The organism is Streptomyces sp. NPDC055632, assembly GCF_053618675.1.
On record NZ_JBSHHY010000023.1, the window covers coordinates 17,950 to 38,198 of the forward strand.

Here is a 20,249-nt window from a genome sequence, read left to right on the forward strand (position 1 = left end):
CTCCGGTCAATCAGGATGCGGGTCGGGTACGAGCCGACTGTAGCGGCCCCTTCCGACCCGCCCTCCCCGCGCCTTCGGCACCGCTCCCGGCGGCCCCTCAGTACCGGGCTTCCCGGCCCTCCTGGCCCAACCGGCTGTGACTCCGCCCGTACAGGAAGTACACGACGACGCCGATCGCCATCCAGACCGCGAACCGGAACCAGGTCTCGCCCGGCAGGTTGAGCATCAGCCAGAACGAGGCCGCGATGGAGAGGATCGGCAGCGCGGGCACCCAGGGGGTGCGGAAGGCGCGCGGCAGGTCGGGGCGGGTGCGGCGGAGGACGATGACGCCGGCCGCGACCATCACGAAGGCGAAGAGGGTGCCGATGTTCACCAGGGTCGCCAGCTCGTTGATGCTGGTGAAGCCGGCGACGATCGCGATGATCACGCCGAGCAGGATCGTCGGCCGGTACGGGGTCCTGAACCGGGGGTGGGTGACGGAGAAGAAGCGCGGCAGCAGGCCGTCGCGGCTCATCGCGAAGAAGACGCGGGTCTGGCCGAGCAGCAGGATCAGACAGACCGTGGTGAGGCCGACGGCGGCGCCGAAGCTGATCACGCCCGCGTAGAAGGGGTGGCCGGAGGCTTTGAAGGCGTCGGCGAGCGGGGCGCTGACGGACAGCTCCTTGTAGTTCTGCATGCCGGTGACGACGAGGGAGACGGCCACGTAGAGCACGGTGCAGATGAGGAGCGAGCCGAGGATGCCCCGGGGCATGTCCCGCTGCGGCAGCTTGGTCTCCTCGGCGGCGGTGGCCACCACGTCGAAGCCGATGAAGGCGAAGAAGACCACGGAGGCGGCGGTGAAGATGCCCATGACGCCGAAGTTCGTCGGCTCGTAGCCGAAGATCAGCTGGACCATCGGGGAGTCCCAGCCGGAGCCGCCGCCCTCGGGGGTGACGGCGGGCGGGATGAAGGGCTTGTAGTTGTCGCCGACGATGAAGAACAGGCCGGCGACGATCACGATCATCACCACGGTCACCTTGATCGCGACGACGAGCGCGGTGATCCGGGCGGAGAGCTTCATGCCCAGGACGAGGACGACGGTGATGACCAGGACGAGCAGGAACGCCAGGATGTCGAAGGTGCCGCCCTCGATGTCCGGGCCCTCCAGGGCGGCCGGTAGGTGCCAGCCGATGTTGTCCATGAGCGAGCGGACGTAGCCGGACCAGCCGACGGCCACCACCGCCGTCCCGAGCGCGAACTCCAGGACGAGGTCCCAGCCGATGATCCAGGCGGGCAGTTCACCGATGGAGGCGTACGCGAAGGTGTACGCCGATCCGGCCACCGGCACCGTCGAGGCGAACTCGGCGTAGCAGAGGGCGGCGAGGGCGCAGACGATGCCGGCGGCGACGAAGGCGAGGGCCGTCGCCGGGCCGGCGTTCTCCTTGGCGACCTTGCCGGTGAGGACGAAGATGCCGGTGCCGATGATGACGCCGACGCCGAAGACCGTCAGGTCCCAGGCGGACAGGGACTTCCGGAGGGCGTGCTCCGGCTCCTCCGTGTCCCGGATCGACTGCTCGACCGATTTGGTCCGGAAGACTCCGGAGTTCGCCCGTGGCTGCTGGTCCGTACTCACCGTGGTACCTCCGCGCTCCGCCCGACGTCGGTCTCGGTGCCTCCGCGGGTCGGAGGCTGTGATGACGTCTGCCCGGACAGAGCCAGAATGCACGCGAACGGGCCGGTCGGCACCCGGGAGGGTGAACCGACCGGCCCAAAGGGTGGTGCGGAGGTGGTGCGGGGTCAGTCCCGGGCGGGTTCCGCGGTCTTGGCGCCGCTCTTCTCCGCGCTCTCCCCGGCACTGTCCTCGTACCGGCCGTCGAGGCGCGAGACGAGGCCGGTGACCTGCCGGGCGACGTCCGGGGCGGTCAGGCCGATCTCGGCGAGGACCTCGGCGCGGGAGGCGTGGTCGAGGAAGCGCGGCGGGATGCCGAAGTCGCGCAGCGGGACGTCCACGCCGGCGTCGCGGAGCGCCTGGGCGACGGCCGAGCCGACACCGCCGACGCGGCTGTTGTCCTCGACGGTGACGACGACCCGGTGGCGCGCGGCGAGCGGGGCGAGGGCCTCGTCGACGGGCTTGACCCAGCGGGGGTCGACCACGGTGGTGGAGATGCCCTGCCGGTCGAGCAGGTCGGCGATCTCCAGGCACATCGGCGCGAGGGCGCCGACGGAGACCAGGAGGACGTCGGGCCTGTCGGTGCCGGGCTCGCGGAGCACGTCCATGCCGCCGACGCGGCGCAGGGCGGGGACGGCGGGGCCGACCGCGCCCTTGGAGAAGCGGACCACGGTGGGGGCGTCGGTGACCTCGACGGCCTCGCGGAGCTGGGCGCGGACCTGGTCGGCGTCGCGCGGGGCGGCGAGCCGCAGGCCGGGCACGACCTGGAGGATCGACATGTCCCACATGCCGTTGTGGGAGGCGCCGTCGGTGCCGGTGACGCCGGCCCGGTCGAGGACGAAGGTGACGCCGCACTTGTGCAGGGCCACGTCCATCAGGACCTGGTCGAAGGCGCGGTTGAGGAAGGTGGCGTACACCGCGAAGACCGGGTGGAGGCCGCCGGTGGCGAGGCCGGCCGCGGAGACCGCGCCGTGCTGCTCGGCGATGCCGACGTCGAAGACCCGCTCGGGGAAGGCCTTGGCGAACTTGTCGAGGCCGACGGGCTGGAGCATGGCCGCGGTGATGGCGACGATGTCCGCGCGCTCCTTGCCGAGGGCGACCATCTCGTCGGCGAAGACGCCGGTCCAGTCGGCGCCGGAGGTGGAGATCGGGAGGCCGGTGTCGGGGTGGATCTTGCCGACGGCGTGGAAGCGGTCGGCCTCGTCCTGGAGGGCGGGCTGGTAGCCGCGCCCCTTCTCGGTGAGGCAGTGGACGATGACGGGGCCGCCGAAGCGCTTGGCGCGCGTCAGGGCGGACTCCAGGGCCTCGATGTCGTGGCCGTCGATGGGGCCGACGTACTTGAGGCCGAGGTCCTCGAACATGCCCTGGGGGGCGATGAAGTCCTTGAGGCCCTTCTTGGCGCCGTGCAGGGTCTCGTAGAGCGGCTTCCCGACGACCGGGGTGCGCTCCAGGATGTCCTTGCCGCGGGCGAGGAAGCGCTCGTAGCCGTCGGTGGTGCGCAGGGTCGCCAGGTGGGTGGCGAGGCCGCCGATGGTGGGCGCGTAGGAGCGCTCGTTGTCGTTGACGACGATGACCAGCGGGCGGTCCTTGGCGGCGGCGATGTTGTTCAGCGCCTCCCAGGCCATGCCGCCGGTGAGGGCGCCGTCGCCGATGACGGCCACGACGTGGTCGTCCTTCTTCAGGACCTCGTTCGCCTTGGCCAGGCCGTCGGCCCAGCCGAGGACCGTGGAGGCGTGCGAGTTCTCGATGACGTCGTGCTCGGACTCGGCCTGCGAGGGGTAGCCGGAGAGGCCGCCCTTCATCTTGAGCTTCGAGAAGTCCTGGCGGCCGGTGAGCAGCTTGTGGACGTAGCTCTGGTGGCCGGTGTCCCAGAGGACCTTGTCCTTCGGGGAGTCGAACACCCGGTGCAGGGCGATGGTCAGCTCGACCACGCCCAGGTTGGGCCCGAGGTGCCCGCCGGTCTTGGAGACGGCGTCCACGAGGAACGTCCGGATCTCGTCGGCCAGCTGGTCCAGCTGTTCCGGGGAGAGCCGGTCCAGGTCTCGCGGTCCCCTGATACGGGTCAGCAGAGCCACCCGTTCCTCCTTGCGTTTGAGCTGGTCGAGCTTGCCGATTTGTCGAGTCTAATGTTCCGTCTTGGATCGTGGGCAGCGGGCCGGGGAGTGAGGCGTCACTCCGACGGTCTACGGGCCGGTGATCCGTACGGCTCCGTGCGGGCGTGTGCACTGGTCCGGACGCACCGGTGCCCGGCGCCGGTTTCACGGCGCCGGGCAGGTGTGGCGAGCGTTACGCGCGCGTGGCGGGGCTTTTCCGGGCGCGCCCGGCCGGTTTTCCGGGTGCGCCCCGCCTTCTTCCGAGCGCTACGCGCGTCCGGCCGTCTTCTGGGTCTTGCGGGAGACGGAGTCGATGATCACGGCGATGAGCAGGACCGCTCCGGTGATCATGTACTGGATCGCGTTCGAGGACAGGTTCATCTGGTTGAGGCCCTGGACGATGGACTGGATGACCAGGATGCCCAGGAGCGCCGACCAGACCTTGCCGCGTCCGCCGAACAGGGACGTGCCGCCGATGACCGCCGCGGCGATGCACATCATGAGCTGGTTGCCGCCGCCGAGGGAGCGGTCGGCGCCGCCGGTCGCGGAGGCGAGGAACAGACCGCCGATCGCGCCCATGGTGCCGGAGATCATGAAGACCGAGATCCGGATCCACGAGACGTTGATGCCGGCGCGGCGGGCGGCCTCGATGCCGCCGCCGACCGCGAAGACCTGGCGGCCGTAGGTGGTGCGGCGCAGCACGAAGTCGGTGACGAGCAGGATCACCAGGAAGATCACCAGGGAGAGCGGCAGGCCCTGCTCCTGGTTGAAGCCGTACGCGGCGACGAGGACCAGGACCGCCAGGACGGCGGTGCGCAGGATGATCTCGCTCTGCGGGCGGTGCGGCAGGTCGGCGGCCTTGCGGCGGTGCGCGTCGCGGAACTGGGCCAGGTAGAAGGCGGCGATCACGGCGACGGCCAGGCCGTAGGCGGCGGCGACGTCGGAGAAGTAGTACTTCGTCAGGTCGTTGACGAAGCTGCCGATCGGGGTGGAGATGGTGGAGCGCTCGCCCATCACCCAGGTCTGCAGGCCGGCCCAGCCGAGGAAGCCGGCGAGGGTGACGACGAAGGCGGGCACGCCGATCTTGGCGAACACGATGCCGTGGAAGGCGCCGATCAGGGTGCCGGACAGGATGCCGAGGAGGATGGCGAGGCCGTCGGGCATGTCGGTGCCGAGGACGCCCCAGACGGAGCCGGCGAGACCGGCCACGGAGCCGACGGCGAGGTCGATCTCGCCGAGCAGCAGCACGAAGACGATGCCGACGGCCATGATGCCGGGGCCGACCGCGTACAGCGTGATCTGGTCGAGGTTGTAGGAGGTGATGAAGTTGCCGGTGAGGGCCTGGAAGACGACGCCGATGACGATGAGGCCGACGACGACGGGCAGCGAGCCGATCTCGCCGGAGCGGATCTTGCGCTTGAACTCGTCGACGTAGCCCTTGAAGCCCTGCTCGCGGACGAGGAGGCGGGGGTCGACGGCGGGGATCGCGGCGGCGGCCGGGGTCTCGGTGGCCGGCGCGTCGGCGTCGGGGGTGCGGGGCTCGGGCACCGCGGCCTCTTCGCTCGCGGCGGGAGGGGTCTTGCTCACTTCGCTACCTCCGCGTTGCGGGCCTGGCGGCGGGTCACGGCGTTGTCCGTGGCACCGGTGATCGCGGCGATGATCTCTTCGTGCGTGGTGGTGGCGACCGGGAAGGTTCCGTTGTTGCGGCCCAGGCGGAGGACGGCCACGGTGTCCGCGACGGCCTTCACGTCGGCCATGTTGTGGCTGATGAGGATGACGCCGAGGCCCTGCTCGCGCAGCCGCTCGACCAGGTCGAGGACCTGGGCGGTCTGCTCGACGCCGAGGGCGGCGGTCGGCTCGTCGAGGATCACGATCTTCGGGTCGCCGACCAGGGCGCGGGCGATGGCCACGACCTGCCGCTGGCCGCCGGAGAGGGCGGCGACGGGGATGCGGACGCTGGGGATGCGGATGGAGAGGGTGGAGAGCAGGTCCTTCGCGCGCTTCTCCATGGCGACCTCGTCGAGGACGCCGCCCTTCTTGATCTCGCGGCCGAGGAACAGGTTGGCGACGACGTCGAGGTTGTCGCAGAGCGCGAGGTCCTGGTAGACGGTCGCGACGCCGAGGTTCTGGGAGTCGTGCGGGCGGGAGATCTCGACCCGCTCGCCCTCCCACTCGATGGCGCCCTCGTCGATGGGGTGCACGCCGGCGATCGTCTTGACCAGCGTGGACTTTCCCGCTCCGTTGTCGCCGACGAGCGCGACGACCTCACCTGCGTGGACTTCGAGATCGACACCGGAGAGGACCTGGACCGCTCCGAATCGCTTGAAGATCCCGCGCAACGCCAGCACGGGCGTCTGGGACACGTGAACCAACTCCTTCGCCGCCCGCGGACGGCGGCACGTCGCGCCGCCGGTGCAGCGCCAACAAAGTTCTGGGGGGTGGGCTTCGTCCGGCCCCCGGACCGACAGCGGGGTCTGGGTCGGCCGGGGACCGGACGGGCTCGGGGGAAAGGATCCCGGCCCGTCGCCGGTCGTCGTACGGGGTGTTCACCCTCTGTACGCGAGCGGCGGGGCCGCGCGTCCGGCGCCGTCTCGGTCGGGAGACGGCCGGGGGCCGGGCGGGGCCGGGCCGGGATCCGTGGTGCCGGGCCCTCGGGGGGCCCGGCGGGGTGGAGCGGGGGTTACTTGACGCCCAGCTCGGTGCACTTGGCGGCGAGGTCCGCGGTGCAGAGGTCGGCGGCCTTGTAGATGCCGTCCTTGACGACCGTGTCCTGGATGTTGGTCTTGTCGACCACGACCGGCGGGAAGAGCGTGGACGGCACGCCGTCGGTGTCGCCCTGGGCGCCGAGGTCCTTGCCCTGGAGCAGGTTCACCGCGAACTTGGCGGCCTCGGGGGCCAGCTGGAGCGGCGACTTGTAGATCGTGAAGGTCTGGGTGCCGGCGATGATGCGCTGGATGCCCGCGACCTCGGCGTCCTGGCCGCCCACCGGGATGCCCTTGATGCCGGCGTTCTCCAGGGAGGTGACGATGCCGCCCGCCATGCCGTCGTTGGCGGAGTAGACGGCGCCGATCTTGTCCTTGCCGACCGAGGAGATCGCGGCGGACATCTTCTCGCCGGCGATCTTCGGGTCCCACTCGCCGGAGGCCTCGTAGGCGATCTTGCCGACCTTGCCGTCGAGCGCGGTGTGGGCGCCCTTCTTGAACAGGGCGGCGTTCGGGTCCTTCTCGTCGCCGTTGATCATCACGACGTTGGCGGTGGCGGCCTTGCCGCCGAGCGCGGCGAGGAGGGCCTGGCCCTGGAGCTCGCCGACCTTGTTGTTGTCGTGGCTGACGTAGGCGTCGGCGCCCTTGACGGCGCGGTCGTACGCGACGACCTTGACGCCCTTGGCCTTGGCGTCCTTGACCCAGCTCTCGGCCTTGGTGGCGTCCACCGGGTCGAGGGCGATGACCTTGATGCCGTCGGCGATGAACTGGTCGAACTGCTGCTTCTGCTTGACGACGTCGGAGACGGCGTTGTTGTACACGACCTCGCAGTCGCCGCACGCGGCCTTGACGGCCTTCTCGAACTGGGGCTTGTCCAGGGCCTCGTAGCGCGAGGTCTTGTTCTCGGGCAGGAGCAGACCGATCTTGGTCGAGCTGCCCTTGTCGCCGCTGTCGTCGCCGCCGGCCTGGCCACAGGCGGCGAGCGAGAGGGCCATCGACACCGCGGCCGTGGCTATGACGGCACGACGCGTCACTGCGTTCATTTGGGGTTGCCTCCCTGACGAGGCCGCGACGTTGCGGCCGAGGTGGCACGAAGTCAACTCGGCCGCAACGTTGACGTCAAGAAGTAAATTCTTAACGAGATGACAACGGTGGTGTTCGTTATCTAAGTGAAGGCAAGCCGGGAGGTCGGCGCGGCAGCGGGCAGGGCACTCTCCAACAGGGTCGAATCACCCATTTCGCTCAGCACGAGGGCGAGCGCGCCAAGGACCTCGGCGCGCCCGCCGAGGGCCCCCTGGGCCAGCGAGAGCTGCCGGGCGGCACTGGGGATCGCGTACCGCGAGACGGAGTCCCTGATGGGCGCCAGGACCAGCTCCCCGGCCTCCGCGAGGTCCCCGCCGAGCACCACCCGGCTGGGGTTGAGGAGGTTGCAGAGGTTGGCGATGCCGCTGCCGATGTACCGGCCGACGTCCGCGATCACCCGGCGGCAGCCGGGGTCGCCCTCGCGGGCCAGCTGGACGACCCGCTCCATGGTCAGGTCGGGCCCGTGGCTCGGCTGGAGCAGCGGCAGGACGTAGCGGGCGGCCGTGAAGGTCTCCAGGCAGCCCCGGTTGCCGCAGCGGCAGACCGGCCCGGACTCGTCCAGGGTGATGTGCCCGATCTCCCCCGCGGTGCCGCCGGGGCCCCGGTAGACCCGTCCGTCTATGACCAGACCGGCGCCGACGCCGCTGGCCACCTTGATGTACGCCAGGTCCTTGACGCCCCGGCCGCCGCCCCAGACCAGCTCGCCGAGCGCGCCGAGGTTGGCGTCGTTGTCGACGTGCACGGGGACCCCGAGGCGGCCCGAGAGCTCCTCGGCGGGGTTGATGCCGCTCCACCCCGGCAGGATCGACGTCGAGCCGAGGGTCCCGGAGGAGACGTCGATCGGGCCCGGTACGCCCAGGCCCACGCCGATCACCTTGTCGGGGCCGATCCCGGTGGTCAGGACGAGCCGTTTGACCAGCTGTTCCGCCCGGTCGAAGCCCTCGGCGGCGGAGGCGTCGACGTCGAGCGGCTCGGCCTCCTCGGCGAGCACCTGGTGGGCGAGGTTGCCGACGGCGACCCGGAGGTGGGTGTGGCCGAAGTCGACGCCGATCACGATGCCGGCGTCGCCGGAGAGCGAGACGCTGCGGGCCCGGCGCCCCCCGGCGGAGGTGGGCGTGACCTCGACGGTGCCGCCGTCCTTCAGCTCCCGCACGATGTTGGAGACCGTGGCGGCGGAGAGGCCCGTCGCCCGGGCGATCTCCGCCTGGGTGAGCGAGCCGGCCATGCGCACCGCCCGGACGACCCGTTCGAGATTGGCCCTGTGCAGAGAAGTCTGCGACCCCGGAGTCTCCATCGACTCACTCACTCCCACCGTTTTCTCCAACATGTGAACTCTAAGGGGACGCTTTCGGCTTGCTCCCCGTCAAGACCTTGAGTGTCGGAGGTGAGGGTCACACGGTGTTCGCACCGGGTTTCCCGGGCCGTCCTCCCCCGGCCCCGTACCGCCGGAAGGGCCCCCGGCGCGCGGTGCGCCGGGGGCCCTTCGGGAGCGGTGGCGGGGCCGGTGCGGCCCCGGGGATCACTTCACGGCGCCGGCGGTCAGACCGGCCACCACCTGCCGCTGGAAGACGATGTACGCGACGAGGACCGGGAGCATGGCCATCACCAGGCCGGCGAAGAGACCCGACCAGTCGCCCTTGTAGCCCTGGCTGACCGCGAGCTGGACGAGCCCCTGCGAGAGCACCTTCCGCTCCGGCTCGGTGTTGAGCACGGTCGGCAGCAGGTACTGGTTCCACTGCCCCAGGAAGTTGAAGATGCCGACGCTGATGAGGCCCGGCTTGGCCATCGGCAGCATCACCTGGAAGAAGGTCCGGGTGTGCGAGGCGCCGTCCACGAAGGCCGCCTCCGCCACCGAGGTCGGCAGGGTGCGGAAGAAGGCCGTGAGGAAGAAGACCGTGAACGGCAGCGAGTACGCGATGTAGACGAGGATCAGGCCGTGCAGCGTGTTGAGCAGGGCCATGTTCTGCATCACGTAGAACAGCGGCACGAGCGCCAGGATGATCGGGAAGCTCATTCCTCCGATGAAGAGGAAGTAGAGGAAGCGGTTGCCCGGGAACTCGAAGCGGGCCAGGACGTAGGCCGCCATCGAGCCGAGGAGGAGCGTGCCGATCAGCGAGCCGCCGACCACCAGGATGGTGTTCAGGAAGTAGTCGCTCATGTGCGCCTCGGTCCAGGCGCGCGACCAGTTCTCGAAGTGCAGCCTGTCGGGCAGCGACCACGGGGAGGTGAAGATCGCCCGGTCGGTCTTGAAGGAGGTCATGACCGCCCAGAGCAGCGGCATGACGACCATGATCGCCCAGAGGATCAGGATGCCGTGGGAGAAGACGTTGAGGGTGGTGCCCTCGCCCTTCGGCTCCTTGCGGGGCGCGGGGGCGGTCGTCTTGGTGACCACGGGGTCCGGTCCCGCCGGGGAGCCGGAGTTGTCCACTCCGGCGGGGGTCGTGTCGGTGATCTTCATCAGAACTCCAGCCGCTCGCGCCGGCCCAGCTTCATCACGACGGCCGCGAAGGCCAGCGTCACGAGGAGCAGGGCGACACCGATGGTCGTGGCGTAGGCGGCCTGACCGTCCCGGAACGCCTTCTGGTACACGTACAGCGGCAGGACGATGGTCGAGTAGTCGGGCCCGCCGCCGCTGGGACCGACGGTCATGATCTGGACGACGGCGAAGGACTCGGCCCCGAGGGCGAGGATGCCCATGTAGATCCAGCCGGACTGCACGGTGTCCCAGAGCAGCGGCAGGGTGATCTTGAAGAAGGTGGTGAAGCGGTTCGCGCCGTCGAGCAGGGCCGCTTCGTAGAAGTCCTTGGGAATGGACGCCATGCCGGCCGAGAAGAGGACGACGAAGAATCCGACGGTGGACCAGACGAGGACGACCATCACGCAGATGAGGGCGAGGTCCGGGTCTCCGAGCCAGTCCGGCTGGACGCTGCCGAGACCGACGCCCTTCAGCACGGAATTGATGGCTCCGCTGTTCGGGTTGTACGCGAACTGGAAGAGCAGCGCGACGATCGCGATCGACAGCACCTGCGGGAAGAAATACACGATCTTGTAGAAGGAGGACCCGCGCACACCGGCGATGGCCGCGCCCTTGCGGCGCCGACCGCCGACATTGAGCATGAAGGCGAAGAACAGCGCGAGGCCGACGGTCACCAGCGGCAGCACCACCGCGAAGGTCAGGCTGTGCTGGAGCGATTTCCAGAAGATCTCGTCGTCCAGCATCCTGCTGTAGTTGTCGAATCCGATCATTCCGAATTCGGGGCTCAGTCCGGTCCAGTCCGTGAGGGAGTAGTAGATGGACTGGATGAACGGCCAGATGACGAACAGCGCGTAGAGCGCGAGGGGGGCCGCCAGGAACCCCACGATGAAACGGTACTTGCCGTGTTGCATGTCCTACCGACCCCGATCTTTCCCGCGCCGGGCACGCCGCTCGTGCCGCGCGCCAAGGGGCCGGGGCCCGCTCCCGGTCGGCGGGAAGGGGCCCCGGCACCGCTCATCAGTGCTTGTAGTGCTTGATCGAGGAGTCCTGGGCCGCCTCGTCGGCGAACTTCTGGATCTTCTTGATCGTCTCGGCCGGGGTGGCGCGCCCGGCCATCATCTCGCCGATGCCGGCGACGCCGATCTTCTCCTTCTGGAGGGCGACGTACCAGTCCTGGAGGCGCGGGTTGACGACGTTCTGGCCGGCCTTCTCCAGGGCGGCGACGCCGGACTTGAGGCCCGGGGAGAGCTCGATGCCGTCGGTGCCGCCGTTGAGGGCGGTCAGGGACTTCACGGACTGCGTGAAGTTCTTGGAGGAGGCCTCGCTGAGCATGATGCGGAGCTGCTCCATGCCGCCCTCGGCGTTCTTCGCCTTGGCCGGGACGATGAAGGGCTCGCCGCCGGCGGCCCAGATGGTGCCGAACGGCATCTTGTCGGAGGCGTCGAGGCCGGTCGGGCCGGAGACGGCCAGGCCGAAGTCGGCCGGCATGGTCTTCGCGGCCTCGTTCTCGACCCAGGAGCCGTTCGGGATGAACAGCGCCTTGCCCTCGGTCCAGGCGGTCTGCGACTGGATGTGGTCGAGGCCGGGGGTGCCCTTGAGGATGTAGCCCTTCTGGACCAGCTCGTAGTACGCCTCGAAACACGCCTTGACGGCGGGGTGCTCCCAGGCCTTGGGCTCCAGGTTGTCGATGGCGTCCAGGACCTCGCGGCCGCCGACCTTGCCGATCATCGGGTAGAGCGAGAAGGGGACGTAGTACGGGTGCTTGCCCGCGTACGTCCAGCCGGCGATGCCCTTCTTCTTGGCCTTCTCGCAGACGGCCAGCATCTCGTCCCAGGTCTCCGGGTACTTCGCGTCGAGCGAGTCGAGGAGCTTCTGCGAGTACCAGACGCCGTAGACGGTGTAGGCGTAGTTGAGGATCCAGCACTGCTCGCCGTCGAACTGGCCCATCTCGACGATGCCGGGCCGCAGCGTGTCGCGGACCTTCTTGCTCGGGTCGTCGACCGAGGGCGCGTCGAGCAGCGGGGTGAGGTCCGCGAGCTGCTTCTGGCCGACGAGGACGCCCATGTCCATCTGCTCGGCGCCGGAGTTGTCGATGAGGTCCGGCGGGGTGCCGCCGTTGAAGCGCGGCTGCAGCGTGGTGGTGATCTTCTGGGTCGGGGTGAACTTGACGCTGGCCTTGGGGTAATTGGTCTCGTAGACCTTGATCGCGTCCTTGGCGTACTGCTGTCCGAATCCGCCGTCGAAGAGGACGAAGTCGAGCGGCGCCGACTCGTTCACGCCGAGCGGGTTCTTGTCGGACTTCGTACCCTTCTCGACCTTTCCGTTGCCACCGCTGTCGCTGCTCGCACAGGCGGACAGGAACCCCATGGTCGGTACGGAGATCAGACCGATAGCGGCGGAACGCTTGATCAGATCGCGACGGCCGAGGCCCTCATTGGTCTGTGCGGAGGTGGATCCCATGCTCAAGTCCTCGCCTTCATTCAGGACTCAGGCGGTGTACCGGTCGCCCGTTCTCAACTCGCCACAGGCGAAGGGCCCCGCCACCGCGGTCATTTGCAGCCGGGTCGTGCAGGCGTCGGGCCGTCGTGTGTGGGAACCGACTGGCTGGACGCCGACAGGTATAGTCCACTTCCCTTCGCCTGAGCAAGATCGAAAGCAGGTTTCGACAGCCATCTTTCCCGAGTTGAGACCTGCGGGATAAGCACGCTGGATCTGCGGCGTTTCGTCCAACCATCCGTCCGTCGACACCCTTGACACCGGTCCCGGTATACCCGTACTGGGGCCCGTGGAGGCGGCGCCACCCGGACCCGCGAACGACAAATCGGACACGCCTTCGAGAATCGAAGGGAAACGCGAAGCGGGCCCCGCTCCTCGGAAAGAGGAGCGGGGCCCGCCCGGTGTCACCGGGTCCTACGGCATCAGCCGCGGATGAGGTTCCGGAGCACGTACTGCATGATGCCGCCGTTGCGGTAGTAGTCGGCCTCGCCGGGGGTGTCGATGCGGACGACCGCGTCGAACTCGACGCCGGTGTCGGTGGTGACCTTCACCGTGCGCGGCGTGGTGCCGTCGTTGAGCTCCTCGATGCCGGTGAAGGAGAAGGTCTCCTCGCCCGTCAGACCGAGGGACTCGGCCGACTGGCCCTCCGGGAACTGGAGCGGCAGGACGCCCATGCCGATGAGGTTCGAGCGGTGGATGCGCTCGTACGACTCGGTGATGACGACCTTGACGCCGAGGAGCGCGGTGCCCTTGGCGGCCCAGTCGCGGGACGAGCCGGAGCCGTACTCCTTGCCGCCCAGGATGACGAGCGGGGTGCCCTGCTCGATGTAGTTGCGGGAGGCGTCGTAGATGAAGCTGACCGGCCCGTCGGCCTGGGTGAAGTCGCGGGTGTAGCCGCCCTCGGTGCCCGGCGCGAGCTGGTTGCGCAGGCGGATGTTGGCGAAGGTGCCGCGGATCATGACCTCGTGGTTGCCACGGCGCGAGCCGTAGGAGTTGAAGTCACGACGCTCCACACCGTGCTCGGTGAGGTACTGGCCGGCCGGGGTGTCGGCCTTGATGGCGCCGGCCGGGGAGATGTGGTCGGTGGTGACCGAGTCGCCCAGCTTGGCCAGGACGCGGGCGCCGGCGATGTCGGAGACCGGGGTGGTCTCCATCGTCATGCCCTCGAAGTACGGGGGCTTGCGCACGTAGGTGGACTCGGTGTCCCACTCGAAGGTGTTGCCGGTCGGGATCGGCAGCGCCTGCCACTGGGCGTCGCCCGCGAAGACGTCCTGGTAGGACTTGTTGAACATGTCCTCGCCGATGGCGTTGGCGACGACGTCGTTGACCTCGGCCTCGGTCGGCCAGATGTCCGTCAGGTAGACCGGCTTGCCGTCCTGGTCGGTGCCCAGGGCGTCCTTGGTGATGTCCACCTTCATGGATCCCGCGAGGGCGTACGCGACGACCAGCGGCGGGGAGGCCAGGTAGTTCATCTTGACGTCGGGGTTGATGCGGCCCTCGAAGTTGCGGTTGCCCGAGAGGACCGAGGTCACGGCCAGGTCGTGGTCGTTGACCGCCTTGGAGACCTCATCCGGCAGCGGGCCGGAGTTGCCGATGCAGGTGGTGCAGCCGTAGCCGACGAGGTTGAAGCCGACCTTGTCGAGGTACGGGGTGAGGCCCGCCTTGTCGAAGTAGTCGGTGACGACCTTCGAGCCCGGGGCGAGGGTGGTCTTGACCCACGGCTTGCGGGTCAGGCCCTTCTCCACGGCCTTCTTCGCGACGAGCGCGGCGGCGACCATGACGTACGGGTTCGAGGTGTTGGTGCAGGAGGTGATCGCGGCGACGGTGACGGCGCCGTGGTCGAGCGTGTAGGTGGAGCCGTCGGGGGCGGTCACCTGGACCGGGTTCGACGGGGCCGAGCTCGCGATGGCCGGGGAGTCGGAGGCCGGGAAGGACTCCTGGCCCGCCTCGTCGACGCAGTCCACGTAGTTGCGGACGTCCTGCTTGAACTGCTCGGCGGCGTTCGCGAGGACGATGCGGTCCTGCGGGCGCTTCGGGCCGGCGATGGAGGGGACGACCGTGGAGAGGTCGAGCTCCAGCTTCTCGGAGAAGTCGGGCTCGGCGGCCGGGTCGAGCCAGAGGCCCTGCTCCTTGGCGTACGCCTCGACGAGCGCGACCTGCTGCTCGGAGCGGCCGGTGAGCTTGAGGTAGTTCAGGGTCTCGCCGTCGATCGGGAAGATCGCGGCGGTGGAGCCGAACTCCGGCGACATGTTGCCGATGGTGGCGCGGTTCGCCAGGGAGGTGGCGGCGACGCCCTCGCCGTAGAACTCGACGAACTTGCCGACGACGCCGTGCTTGCGCAGCATCTCGGTGATCGTGAGGACGAGGTCGGTGGCGGTGGTGCCGGCCGGCAGCTCGCCGGTCAGCTTGAAGCCGACGACGCGCGGGATGAGCATGGAGACCGGCTGGCCGAGCATCGCGGCCTCGGCCTCGATGCCGCCGACGCCCCAGCCGAGCACGCCGAGGCCGTTGACCATGGTGGTGTGCGAGTCGGTGCCGACGAGGGTGTCGGGGTACGCCTGGCCGTTGCGGACCATGACCGTGCGGGCCAGGTGCTCGATGTTCACCTGGTGGACGATGCCGGTGCCGGGCGGGACGACCTTGAAGTCGTCGAAGGCGGTCTGGCCCCAGCGCAGGAACTGGTAGCGCTCCTTGTTGCGGCCGTACTCCAGCTCGACGTTCTGGCCGAAGGCTTCCTTGGTGCCGAACTTGTCGGCGATGACCGAGTGGTCGATGACCAGCTCGGCCGGGGAGAGCGGGTTGACCTTCGCCGGGTCGCCGCCGAGCTCCTTGACGGCCTCGCGCATGGTGGCGAGGTCGACGACGCAGGGCACACCGGTGAAGTCCTGCATGATCACGCGGGCCGGCGTGAACTGGATCTCCTGGCTCGGCTGAGCCTGCGAGTCCCAGTTGCCGAGGGCCCGGATGTGGTCGGCGGTGATGTTCGCGCCGTCCTCGGTGCGGAGCAGGTTCTCCAGGAGGACCTTCAGGCTGTAAGGGAGGCGCGCGGAGCCCTCGACCTTGTCCAGCTTGAAGATCTCGTACGACTCGTCGCCCACGCGCAGCGTGCTGCGGGCGTCGAAGCTGTTCGCCGACACGACAGTCTCCTTCATCAATGTGCGCGTACTACCGTCATGCTGCCGCCACGACCCCTCGCGGATCCGTTAAGGTAGGGCTAAGTTAGGTAACCCTTACCGGCCGGGCGGCCACGGTGCGCCGTAAGCAGTTATCTCGATGTCGAGATAACTCTAGTGCATCCCGGTCGCTCGGTCATGCCCGGGCGCCCGCGAGGTGCGTGATGTCGCCCCCGCGCGGCGCCCCGTCGCGCGCCCGCCGCCACGGGACAGGACGAACACGAGCACGTCCCGGCGCTCGCCCCCGACCCGCAGCCACCCCTCCCGTACCCCTTCGCGCCGGAAACCCGCGCGCTCGGCGACCCGCACGGAGGCGGCGTTCCACGGCTCGACGTGCAGCGCGAGCCGGGGAACGCCCAGCTCCCCCAGGGCCCAGTCGGCGACGGCGGCGAGGCCGGCCGCGGCGGCGCCCCTGCCCCGGGCGGAGGCGACGACCCAGTACCCCAGGGTGGCGCCCGCCCCCTCCCCCGCCTCCGGCCACAGACCGACGGCGCCGACGGACCGCCCGCCGGCGTCCACGAGGACGAACGGATACCCGGCCCCGGTCTCCGCCCTCCCCCACTGGCGCTCCACGAAGGCGCGGCCCCCGGCCTCGGAGTACGGGGAGGGCACGGTCGTGACGAGCGGGATGTACGGGTCCTCCGCGGCCTCGCGGACGAGGTCGAGGTCGGACATGCGCCACGGCCGGAGGACGAGGCCGCCGGGGGCGGCCAGGTCGGGTACGCGCAGGGCTCGCTCCATGCAGGCATCCTGCCGCGCGGGGGCCGGCCGGCCGCCCGCACCCCCCGTACGGACGCGGACGACTGGCCGCCCCGGCGCGTGAGGCCGAGGATCGGACCATGTTCAGCGGCGTGCACGTGACCTTCTACAGCCGGGACGCCGAGGCGGACCGCGTCTTCCTCCAGGACGTCTTCGGGTTCGAGCACGTGGACGCGGGGGGCGGCTGGCTCGTCTTCAAGCTGCCGCCCGCCGAGATCGCGATGCATCCCGCCGAGGACGGGCCGAGGCACGAGGTGTACCTCATGTGCGACGACCTCACCCGCACCCTGACGGCCCTGGAGGACCGGGGGGCGGAGATCTCACGGGCCATCAGCGACCGGGGCTGGGGGCTGCTCGCGGCCGTCCGGCTGCCGAGCGGCACCGAACTCCCCCTGTACGAGCCGCGTCACCCGACCGCCCACGGCCTTTCACCCTGACGGCCCACCCCGAGTCCGATCTTCATCTCATATCTGAGATAACGTGACGCCATGGCAGACGACTACCTCGTACGCATCGGCAAGCTCATCCGTGACGCCCGGCAGCACCGCGGCTGGACCCAGACGCAGCTCGCCGAAGCACTGGCCACGAGCCAGAGCGCCGTCAACCGGATCGAGCGCGGCAACCAGAACATCAGCCTTGAGATGATCGCCCGGATCGGCGAGGCCCTCGACAGCGAGATCGTGTCGCTGGGATACGCGGGCCCCATGCACCTCCGGGTCGTCGGCCGCCGCCGGCTCTCCGGCGCCATCGACGTCAAGACCAGCAAGAACGCCTGTGTCGCGCTGCTCTGCGCCTCGCTCCTCAACAAGGGCCGTACGGTCCTGCGCCGGGTCGCCCGCATCGAGGAGGTCTTCCGGCTCCTGGAGGTCCTCAACTCCATCGGCGTGCGCACCCGCTGGATCAACGAGGGCGTGGACCTGGAGATCGTGCCGCCGGCCGAGCTGGACATGGAGTCCATCGACTCCGAGGCCGCCATCCGCACCCGCTCGATCATCATGTTCCTCGGCCCGCTGCTGCACCGCATGGACCGCTTCCGGCTGCCGTACGCCGGCGGCTGCGACCTCGGCACGCGCACGATCGAGCCGCACATGATCGCCCTGCGCCGCTTCGGCCTGGAGGTCACGGCCACCGAGGGCATCTACCACGCGCAGGTCGAGCGCTCGGTCTCCCCCGGCCGCCCGATCGTCCTGACCGAGCGCGGCGACACGGTGACCGAGAACGCGCTGCTGGCCGCCGCCCGGCACGACGGCACGACCGTCATCCGCAACGCCTCCTCCAACTACATGGTCCAGGACCTCTGCTTCTTCCTGGAGGCGCTCGGCGTCCGGGTCGACGGCATCGGCACCACCACCCTCACCGTGCACGGCGTGCCGCAGATCGACGTGGACGTCGACTACTCCCCCTCCGAGGACCCGGTCGAGGCGATGAGCCTGGTGGCCGCCGCCGTCGTCACCGAGTCGGAGCTGACGATCCGCCGGGTGCCGATCGAGTTCATGGAGATCGAGCTCGCGGTCCTGGAGGAGATGGGCCTCGACCACGACCGCTCGCCCGAGTACAACGCCGACAACGGCCGCACCCGCCTGGTCGACCTGACGGTCCGCCCCTCCAAGCTGGAGGCGCCGATCGACAAGATCCACCCGATGCCGTTCCCGGGCCTGAACATCGACAACGTCCCCTTCTTCGCGGCCATCGCGGCCACGGCGCAGGGCAAGACCCTGATCCACGACTGGGTCTACGACAACCGGGCGATCTACCTCACCGACCTCAACCGCCTCGGCGGCCGCCTCCAGCTCCTCGACCCCCACCGCGTCCTCGTCGAGGGCCCGACCCGCTGGCGCGCCGCCGAGATGATGTGCCCGCCGGCCCTCCGCCCCGCCGTGGTCGTCCTCCTCGCGATGATGGCGGCCGAGGGCACGTCGGTCCTCCGGAACGTGTACGTCATCAACCGGGGGTACGAGGACCTGGCGGAGCGGCTGAACTCGATCGGGGCGCAGATCGAGATCTTCCGGGACATCTGACCGGCCCGGACACGCCGACGGCCCTCGCGCTCCCGAAGGTTCGCGGGGGCCGTCGCCATGAGCTCAGCCGTTCAGCCGCCCGCCCTTGACCGCCTCGACGAAGCGGGACCAGCCGCCCGCCGGGAACACGAGGGCCGGGCCGTACGGGGTCTTGCTGTCCCGTACGGGGACGGCGAGGGGGGCGAAGTCGTCGGAGACCTCGACGCACGCACCGCCGTCCGGGTTGCTGTAGCTGCTCTTGCGCCAAGCTACGTCGCTCAGGTCGATGGGTCGCACGGCACTTCCTCCAACATGTGCAGGATGAACTTCCGCGACTCAGCGGGGGACAGGGCCATGTCGCGCACCACATCGTAGGCACGCTGCATGCGCTCGATCATCGTGCTTTCTTCGACGAGTTCGCCGCTGTGGGCGTTCTCCGTATAAGCCACCGGACGACCGTTCGCGAGGCGCAGGAACCATGCTTCCGTGCCGACCAGTCCGTGCACTCCCGCGCTCTGCGGCAGGACGTGCACAGTGATGTTCTGCCGCTCGGACATCTCCCGCAGGTACTCCAACTGTGCGCGCCACTCCTGCCCGTCCCGCACCGGTGTGCGCAAGGCCGCCTCCGCCAGGATCGTGCGGAACGGTGGCGCGTCCTCACCTTCCAGCAGCGCCTTCCGGCTCATCCTCGCCTCGACCTGCTGCTCCAGCTCCTTGCCCTTGTAACCGCCCGCAGCCAGGAGTTCCCGCGCATACTCCGGCGTCTGCAACAGCCCCGGCACCACACTCACACCGAAGTGCCACAGGCTCACCGCCTCGGCCTCCAGCGTCATGTACCGCCGGTACCGCTCCTTGAACTGGGACTTGTCCCCCGCCGCGAGCTCCCACAACGCAAGGAGCAACCCCGGCGTCTCGTAGAACGTGTCCAGGCCCTGGACGACGTCCGGGCTGCCCAGCGTCTCGCCCTTCTCCATCTTGCCGAAGAGGGACCAGTCCCAGCCGACTCGTTCGCCGAGCTGCCGGAGGCTCAGCTTCCGGGCCGTCCGGAGCCTGTACAGCTCCTCCGCGAACCGCTGGCGCGGTTCCTGGCTTCGGCCGCTGACCACTCGTCGCTGCGGCATCGCGTCGCCCTCCGCGTCGCTCGTACGGACCGGCGGTGTGGAAGGTGTGGAACCGGCGCCGTACGCCGGGGAAGCACTCCCCCGTCCACACCCGGCCCACCCGGGTCCGGGCACATCCTCGTCACACCTGGACTACGCAGCGTAATCCACCGCACGTCAACGGGTCCGTGAAACGGCGGAACCGACCCACGAGGAGTGAACCCATGGCACCCACCCCGCGCGAACCGAGCGCCACGCCCAAGATCCAGGAGGCCCTGGACGCACGGGACGCCCTCGCCGCCGCCCTCTCCCGGGCCGGCGTCCAGTTCCCCGCCATGGACATCCGCAGCCCGTGGCCGGACGAGCGCGAGGGCGAGGCCTCCTACGCACTCGTCCACCTCGGCGTCTGCTCCGCGCCCGTCGCCCACGCGCTCGCCGAGGTGATCCTGAACGGGCTCACGCGGTGACCCGTGAAGGCGGCCTCCCCCACGTCGGCGCGGTCGTCCTCGACACCACCCGCAACCTCGTGGGCCGTGTCGTGGGCGCGGACGGCCCGGACCTCCGGCTCCGTCCGCTCGGTGGCGGCGTCCCGTGGGACGTCTCCCCGGCGGACCTCCACCCCCTCACCGGCGCGGAGCTGCTGAGCGCCCTCGTCGCCGAGGCCAACGCGCGCAGTCGGCGCGGCCGGTGCGGTCGCTGATCCGGGCATAAGTCGGCGGTGG

The 20,249-nt window shown here is 69.6% G+C and carries 17 protein-coding genes; 4 read left to right on the plus strand and 13 right to left on the minus strand.

Annotated elements, in window-relative coordinates; translation table 11 throughout:
• Nucleotides 1–97: 97 nt before the first annotated feature.
• The 11 genes from ACWGSR_RS25790 to ACWGSR_RS25840 form a co-directional block, all read right to left on the minus strand.
• Nucleotides 98–1,612: an amino acid permease gene (locus ACWGSR_RS25790; RefSeq protein WP_376232151.1), complete on the minus strand. Its 1,515-nt coding sequence runs from the start codon at nt 1,610–1,612 to the stop codon at nt 98–100.
• Between the two features lie 164 nt (nt 1,613–1,776).
• The gene (gene dxs, locus ACWGSR_RS25795) at nt 1,777–3,723 is read right to left on the minus strand and encodes a 1-deoxy-D-xylulose-5-phosphate synthase (protein WP_453569364.1); all 1,947 of its coding nucleotides are present in this window, start codon (nt 3,721–3,723) and stop codon (nt 1,777–1,779) included.
• A gap of 285 nt (nt 3,724–4,008) precedes the next feature.
• Entirely contained in the window at nt 4,009–5,328 is a 1,320-nt protein-coding gene (locus ACWGSR_RS25800) for a sugar ABC transporter permease (protein WP_376232147.1), read from the minus strand.
• Entirely contained in the window at nt 5,325–6,113 is a 789-nt protein-coding gene (locus ACWGSR_RS25805) for an ATP-binding cassette domain-containing protein (RefSeq protein WP_376232146.1), read from the minus strand. The genes ACWGSR_RS25800 and ACWGSR_RS25805 overlap by 4 nt, the downstream gene beginning before the upstream one ends.
• A gap of 308 nt (nt 6,114–6,421) precedes the next feature.
• On the minus strand, nt 6,422–7,486 hold the full coding sequence (locus tag ACWGSR_RS25810; RefSeq protein WP_453569369.1) for a sugar ABC transporter substrate-binding protein: 1,065 nt from the start codon (nt 7,484–7,486) through the stop codon (nt 6,422–6,424).
• A 122-nt stretch (nt 7,487–7,608) separates the two neighbouring features.
• Nucleotides 7,609–8,820 carry an ROK family transcriptional regulator gene (locus tag ACWGSR_RS25815; protein WP_376232143.1) on the minus strand — a complete coding sequence of 404 codons (1,212 nt, stop codon included), beginning with the start codon at nt 8,818–8,820 and terminating at the stop codon, nt 7,609–7,611.
• Nucleotides 8,821–9,045: 225 nt separating this feature from the next.
• Nucleotides 9,046–9,984: a carbohydrate ABC transporter permease gene (locus ACWGSR_RS25820; protein WP_376232141.1), complete on the minus strand. Its 939-nt coding sequence runs from the start codon at nt 9,982–9,984 to the stop codon at nt 9,046–9,048.
• Nucleotides 9,984–10,913, minus strand: coding sequence for a carbohydrate ABC transporter permease (locus ACWGSR_RS25825; RefSeq protein WP_376232140.1), 930 nt, complete (start codon nt 10,911–10,913; stop codon nt 9,984–9,986). The genes ACWGSR_RS25820 and ACWGSR_RS25825 overlap by 1 nt, the downstream gene beginning before the upstream one ends.
• 106 nt (nt 10,914–11,019) lie before the next feature.
• The gene (gene ngcE, locus ACWGSR_RS25830; RefSeq protein ID WP_376232139.1) at nt 11,020–12,462 is read right to left on the minus strand and encodes an N-acetylglucosamine/diacetylchitobiose ABC transporter substrate-binding protein; all 1,443 of its coding nucleotides are present in this window, start codon (nt 12,460–12,462) and stop codon (nt 11,020–11,022) included.
• 458 nt (nt 12,463–12,920) lie between these two features.
• Nucleotides 12,921–15,635 (minus strand): aconitate hydratase AcnA, encoded by a 2,715-nt coding sequence (acnA, locus tag ACWGSR_RS25835; protein ID WP_376232137.1) that lies wholly within the window; start codon nt 15,633–15,635, stop codon nt 12,921–12,923.
• Nucleotides 15,636–15,785: 150 nt separating this feature from the next.
• Nucleotides 15,786–16,412, minus strand: coding sequence for a GNAT family N-acetyltransferase (locus ACWGSR_RS25840; protein ID WP_453569375.1), 627 nt, complete (start codon nt 16,410–16,412; stop codon nt 15,786–15,788).
• A gap of 98 nt (nt 16,413–16,510) precedes the next feature.
• Here ACWGSR_RS25840 and ACWGSR_RS25845 point away from each other — a divergent pair, with 98 nt between their 5' ends.
• Entirely contained in the window at nt 16,511–16,867 is a 357-nt protein-coding gene (locus tag ACWGSR_RS25845; protein WP_376232134.1) for a VOC family protein, read from the plus strand.
• A gap of 51 nt (nt 16,868–16,918) precedes the next feature.
• Nucleotides 16,919–18,448 (plus strand): helix-turn-helix domain-containing protein, encoded by a 1,530-nt coding sequence (locus ACWGSR_RS25850; RefSeq protein ID WP_353796556.1) that lies wholly within the window; start codon nt 16,919–16,921, stop codon nt 18,446–18,448.
• A 63-nt stretch (nt 18,449–18,511) separates the two neighbouring features.
• On the opposite strand, the gene ACWGSR_RS25855 is transcribed toward ACWGSR_RS25850, so the two are convergent.
• Both ACWGSR_RS25855 and ACWGSR_RS25860 read right to left on the minus strand, forming a co-directional pair.
• A complete protein-coding gene (locus ACWGSR_RS25855; protein ID WP_376232116.1) occupies nt 18,512–18,724 on the minus strand; it encodes a DUF397 domain-containing protein in 213 nt (70 codons plus the stop codon).
• The gene (locus tag ACWGSR_RS25860) at nt 18,706–19,548 is read right to left on the minus strand and encodes a helix-turn-helix domain-containing protein (protein WP_453569380.1); all 843 of its coding nucleotides are present in this window, start codon (nt 19,546–19,548) and stop codon (nt 18,706–18,708) included. Before ACWGSR_RS25860 ends, ACWGSR_RS25855 begins: the two co-directional genes overlap by 19 nt.
• A 203-nt stretch (nt 19,549–19,751) precedes the next feature.
• On the opposite strand from ACWGSR_RS25860, the gene ACWGSR_RS25865 reads away from it, so the two are divergent.
• Together ACWGSR_RS25865 and ACWGSR_RS25870 are read left to right on the plus strand one after the other, a co-directional pair.
• Nucleotides 19,752–19,994 (plus strand): hypothetical protein, encoded by a 243-nt coding sequence (locus tag ACWGSR_RS25865; protein WP_453569383.1) that lies wholly within the window; start codon nt 19,752–19,754, stop codon nt 19,992–19,994.
• Complete coding sequence (locus ACWGSR_RS25870) at nt 19,991–20,227, plus strand: hypothetical protein (protein ID WP_453569386.1); 237 nt, start codon at nt 19,991–19,993, stop codon at nt 20,225–20,227. Before ACWGSR_RS25865 ends, ACWGSR_RS25870 begins: the two co-directional genes overlap by 4 nt.
• Nucleotides 20,228–20,249: the final 22 nt, after the last annotated feature.

Coding starts and splice junctions, on each gene's coding strand:
- ACWGSR_RS25810 (WP_453569369.1), bottom strand. CDS start 7,486: ATGAACGCAGTGACGCGTCGTGCCGTCATAGCCACGGCCGCGGTGTCG.
- ACWGSR_RS25815 (WP_376232143.1), bottom strand. CDS start 8,820: ATGGAGACTCCGGGGTCGCAGACTTCTCTGCACAGGGCCAATCTCGAA.
- ACWGSR_RS25820 (WP_376232141.1), bottom strand. CDS start 9,984: ATGAAGATCACCGACACGACCCCCGCCGGAGTGGACAACTCCGGCTCC.
- ACWGSR_RS25825 (WP_376232140.1), bottom strand. CDS start 10,913: ATGCAACACGGCAAGTACCGTTTCATCGTGGGGTTCCTGGCGGCCCCC.
- ngcE (WP_376232139.1), bottom strand. CDS start 12,462: ATGGGATCCACCTCCGCACAGACCAATGAGGGCCTCGGCCGTCGCGAT.
- ACWGSR_RS25840 (WP_453569375.1), bottom strand. CDS start 16,412: ATGGAGCGAGCCCTGCGCGTACCCGACCTGGCCGCCCCCGGCGGCCTC.
- ACWGSR_RS25845 (WP_376232134.1), top strand. CDS start 16,511: ATGTTCAGCGGCGTGCACGTGACCTTCTACAGCCGGGACGCCGAGGCG.
- ACWGSR_RS25850 (WP_353796556.1), top strand. CDS start 16,919: ATGGCAGACGACTACCTCGTACGCATCGGCAAGCTCATCCGTGACGCC.
- ACWGSR_RS25860 (WP_453569380.1), bottom strand. CDS start 19,548: ATGCCGCAGCGACGAGTGGTCAGCGGCCGAAGCCAGGAACCGCGCCAG.
- ACWGSR_RS25865 (WP_453569383.1), top strand. CDS start 19,752: ATGGCACCCACCCCGCGCGAACCGAGCGCCACGCCCAAGATCCAGGAG.